At 70.2% G+C, this 4,328-nt stretch carries 5 protein-coding genes; 4 read left to right on the top strand and 1 reads right to left on the bottom strand.

The window, feature by feature from the left end; genetic code table 11:
* Positions 1 to 111: 111 nt before the first annotated feature.
* Positions 112 to 1,302 (bottom strand): LysM domain-containing protein, encoded by a 1,191-nt coding sequence (locus ABNT58_RS25585; RefSeq protein ID WP_348756199.1) that lies wholly within the window; start codon positions 1,300 to 1,302, stop codon positions 112 to 114.
* Between the two features lie 235 nt (positions 1,303 to 1,537).
* Here ABNT58_RS25585 and def point away from each other — a divergent pair, with 235 nt between their 5' ends.
* From def to ABNT58_RS25565, 4 genes are all read left to right on the top strand, one after another.
* Positions 1,538 to 2,047, top strand: a complete 510-nt coding sequence (gene def, locus ABNT58_RS25580) for a peptide deformylase (protein ID WP_348756198.1) — start codon at positions 1,538 to 1,540, stop codon at positions 2,045 to 2,047.
* Positions 2,048 to 2,058: 11 nt separating this feature from the next.
* A complete protein-coding gene (gene fmt / locus ABNT58_RS25575; RefSeq protein WP_348756200.1) occupies positions 2,059 to 3,042 on the top strand; it encodes a methionyl-tRNA formyltransferase in 984 nt (327 codons plus the stop codon).
* Positions 3,043 to 3,109: 67 nt separating this feature from the next.
* Complete coding sequence (htpX, locus tag ABNT58_RS25570) at positions 3,110 to 3,952, top strand: zinc metalloprotease HtpX (protein ID WP_348756197.1); 843 nt, start codon at positions 3,110 to 3,112, stop codon at positions 3,950 to 3,952.
* Positions 3,953 to 4,022: 70 nt separating this feature from the next.
* The coding region (locus ABNT58_RS25565) for a hypothetical protein (protein WP_348756196.1) at positions 4,023 to 4,328 on the top strand (306 nt) is incomplete at its 3' end.

Here is a 4,328-nt window from a genome sequence, read left to right as displayed (position 1 = left end):
GCGCTGCCGAACGCGGCCAGCAGCTTGCGCGCCTTGGCGCGGCCCAGTCCTTCCCCGGCCGTCAACCTCAGCCATGCCCCGACTTCATTCGGGTCGGTCATGGCCGCAGGCCTAGTCGGGCTGGGTGAAACGATCGCCGGCCCGCACGGGCGCCTGCACCTGGAGGATCAGCGCGTACGACACACGGTCGAACACGCTGAAGACGAACAGCAGCCCGTTGCGCTCATCGGGCAGCTGCATCACCGCACGGTCGGGGTCGCTGCGGTCCACCGTGGTGGCGCCGCGCTGCCACAGCGCCAGCACATGGCCGCGCTCCATGCCGTCGGCCGAGCCGCGGTTCAGCGAGACGATCTGGTTCTGCCCCGCGCTCAGCGCGTCGCCGTAGATGGCGATGATGCGGCCGTTGACCGGGTTGGCCGGCGCATGCGGCGCATAGCTGCTGAAGTCGCGCGAAGGCACCGGCGCCAGCCGGTCGCCGATGCCGACTTCTTCGCGGTTGCTGACGATGCGCACCGTGGCGGGCACCACCTGGGCCTTGCCGTCGGCGGTGGCCACCGTGTCGCCGGGGCGCACGAATTCGGCGGTACCCACGAAGCGCGCCTCATGGCCCAGCACTTCCTGCGTCTCGGGGTCGCGCAGCGGCTTGGTTTCGCGGAACAGCCGCCAGTCGCGCAGGCCGCCCAGGTCGCCGCGCACATAGGCCAGCTCGCCGCGCGACATCAGCACCCGGCCCTCGGGCGCGGCCACCACGCGCGGCGCCCCACCCAGCTCGTCGTTGTTGAAGACCACCGCCTCGTTCAGGAACGGGGCGATCAGGTGCAGCGGCACCGAAGAAATCGCGTCGTTGGTCACCGGGCCGCTGCGCACCCGCGGCGACAGCTTGACCGTGCCGCTGCCGGCACCGCCCACCGGCTGGCCCACGCGCAGGCGGGCGCGGTCGCCGCTGCGGTCCAGCCACAGCATCTGGCCGGGGTAGATCAGGTGCGGGTTGCGGATGTCGGCCAGGTTCATGCCCCACAGCTCGGGCCAGCGCCAGGGCTTGCGCAGGAACAGGCCCGAGATGCGCCACAGCGTGTCGCCCGGCTTGACGGTGTAGGTATCGGGCGCATCGGGCGCCAGTTCCTCGAAGGGCACGCCCTGCTGGGCGACCTGCTGCGCCGTGCTGCGCTGGGCGGGCGTGACCGGCAGGTTGACCTGGGCGCTGGCCGCAGCGGCCGCTGCCAGGGCCAGCACGCCCGCACCGGCGCGAAGAGGTCCGGCGAAGGGGCCGGCAAGGCGCGGGCGCAGAGAGCGACGAATCATGAAAGGGGATCTCCGGGGGCTTGCATCACGACCGAAACCGACGGTGCAAAATCACGGGTTGCCGAACGGTCTGCGACTGCACCAGCGAACGTGGCCTTGACCGGGCCGCGGAAATGCTCACATGTTGCCGCAGATTGTGCCCATAGACCCTTGATATCGCAACGAAAGTGCCCATTTGTGGCACCTTGCGCACGCAGCCGCACCGGGCTGCCACAGCCGGCGATCACGCACCCCCATGGCCCTGCTTCCCATCCTCCGCTACCCCGACCCCCGCCTGCACACCGTCGCCAAGCCGGTCAAGGAGGTGGACAACCGCATCCGCCAACTGGCCGACGACATGCTGGAGACGATGCGCGCCTCGGACGGCGTGGGCCTGGCCGCCACCCAGGTGGACGTGCATGAGCGCGTCATCGTGATGGACACCTCCGAGACGCATGACCAGCCGCAGGTGCTGATCAACCCCGAGATCATCGAGCGCAGCACCGAGATGATGCTGGGCGACGAAGGCTGCCTGTCGGTGCCCAGCATCTACGACAAGGTGGAGCGCCATGCCCGCGTGAAGGTGCGCGCGCTGGGCCGCGACGGCCAGCCCTACGAGTTCGAGGCCGAGGGCCTGACCGCCGTGTGCGTGCAGCACGAGATGGACCACCTGATGGGCAAGGTGTTCGTCGAATACCTCAGCCCGCTCAAGCGCAACCGCATCAAGAGCAAGATGCTCAAGAAAACGCGGGAAGAGGAGCGGTGACCGGCGCCAAGCTGCGCGTCGGCTTTGCCGGCACGCCCGAGTTTGCGCAGGTGGCGCTGGCCCGGCTGCACGAGGCGGGTTTCAGCGTGCCGCTGGTGCTCACCCAGCCCGACCGCCCGGCCGGCCGCGGCATGAAGCTGCAGGCCTCACCCGTCAAGCAGTACGCGCTGGCCAACGGCATGACCGTGGCCCAGCCACGCAGCCTGAAGCTGGACGGCAAATACCCCGACGAAGCCCGCCTGGGCGAACAGGCGCTGCGCGACGCGGCGCTGGATGTGCTGGTGGTGGCGGCCTATGGCCTCATCCTGCCGCAGTGGGTGCTGGATCTGCCGCGCCTGGGCTGCCTGAACATCCACGCCTCGCTGCTGCCGCGCTGGCGCGGCGCCGCGCCCATCCACCGCGCCATCGAGGCGGGCGACACGGAGACCGGCATCACCATCATGCAGATGGACGCCGGCCTGGACACCGGCGACATGCTGATGGAAGAGCGCGTGACCATCGCGCCCGACGACACCACCGCCACGCTGCACGACCGCCTGGCCGCGCTCGGCGGCCGGCTGATCGTCGAAGCCCTGGAAGCCGCGGCCTGCGGCGGCCTGCACCGCACGCCGCAACCGGCCGAAGGCGTGACCTATGCGCACAAGATCGAGAAGGCCGAGGCCGCCATCGACTGGCGCCTGACGGCCGAGCTGATCGGCCGCCGCGTGCGGGCCTTCGACCCGTTTCCCGGTGCCAGCTTCGAGTGCGAAGGCGAGACGCTGAAGGTGTGGCAGGCCGCCGTGCGCCCGGGCGTGGCCGGCGCCGCCCACGGCACGGTGCTGGTGGCCGAAGCCGGCGAGCTGCAGGTGGCCTGCGGCGAAGGCGCGCTGGCGCTGTTGCAGCTGCAGCGCCCGGGCGGCAAGCGCCAGCCAGCGGCCGCCGTGCTGCAGGCGCGGCCGATTGCCGCCGGCACGCGCCTGGCCGTGCCGCAGCAGGCGGCGCACACCGCAGATTGAACTCCCGCCGCCGGGCCGCATCTATTGCAGCCAGGGTGCCGCACGGCACGACGAAAGGAATGTTCACATGTTCAATCTGCTGAAAACCGCCGTCCTCATGGCGGCGATCACGGCGCTCTTCGTGGCCATCGGCGGCCTCATCGGGGGCCGCAGCGGGATGACCATCGCGCTCATCGTGGCGCTGGGCATGAACTTCTTCAGCTACTGGTTCAGCGACAAGCTGGTGCTGAAGATGTACAACGCCCGCGAGGTGGACGAATCCACCGCGCCGCAGTTCTACCGCATGGTGGCCGAGCTGGCGCAGCGCGCCCAGCTGCCGATGCCGCGTGTGTACCTGATCGAAGAAGACGCGCCCAACGCCTTCGCCACCGGCCGCAACCCCGACAACGCGGCCGTTGCTGCCACCACCGGCATCCTGCGCGTGCTCAGCGACCGCGAGCTGCGCGGCGTGATGGCGCACGAGCTGGCGCATGTGAAGCACCGCGACATCCTGATCAGCACCATCAGCGCCACCATGGCCGGTGCCATCTCGATGCTGGCCAACTTCGCGATGTTCTTCGGTGGCCGCGACAGCGAAGGCCGCCCGGCCAACCCGATCGCCGGCCTGCTGGTGATGCTGCTGGCGCCGCTGGCGGCCAGCCTGATCCAGATGGCGATCAGCCGTGCGCGCGAGTTCGAGGCCGACCGTGGCGGCGCCGAGATCTCGGGCGACCCGCAGGCGCTGGCCAGCGCGCTGCAGAAGATCCACAACTACGCCCGCGGCATCCCGTTCGAAACCACCGAGCGCAACCCGGCTACGGCCCAGATGATGATCATGAACCCGCTGTCGGGTGGCGGGCTGCGGGGCCTGTTCAGCACCCATCCTTCGACCGAAGAGCGGGTGGCCCGCCTGCTGGCCATGGCCCGCTAGGGTTACGTTCAAGTCGCCCCCGGGTGGGCCGAAAACGGAAGGGTCCGCCCCTCACCGTCTTGCGCCCACCATGCCCCGCCCCCTTGCCCCGCTGATGCTGCTCGCCGCCCTGGCCCTGGCCGGGTGCGAACGCCTGGGCATCGAGACGCCGGAGCTGCAGGCCCAGCGCAAGGAGGCCGAGGGCAAGGCCATCGGCGCCGCCTGCCGCCATGCGGCCCGCGCCATCGAAGACTGCTACACGCTCAACAAGAAGGCCGACAAGGCCGCGGTGTTTGCAGGCTGGCGCGAGATGAACGACTACATGCGCGAGAACCAGATCGAGCCGGTGACCCCGCAGATCGCCCGCGCCGAACCGCCCGCCAAACCGGCTTCCGGT

Source organism: uncultured Aquincola sp., assembly GCF_964001545.1.
Lineage (GTDB): Bacteria > Pseudomonadota > Gammaproteobacteria > Burkholderiales > Burkholderiaceae_C > Aquincola.
This window is presented reverse-complemented; position numbering and strand designations above follow the sequence as displayed.

Bases quoted from the DNA above. Each gene is read 5' to 3' on its own strand.
- ABNT58_RS25585 (WP_348756199.1), bottom strand. From the start codon at position 1,302: ATGATTCGTCGCTCTCTGCGCCCGCGCCTTGCCGGCCCCTTCGCCGGA.
- def (WP_348756198.1), top strand. From the start codon at position 1,538: ATGGCCCTGCTTCCCATCCTCCGCTACCCCGACCCCCGCCTGCACACC.
- htpX (WP_348756197.1), top strand. From the start codon at position 3,110: ATGTTCAATCTGCTGAAAACCGCCGTCCTCATGGCGGCGATCACGGCG.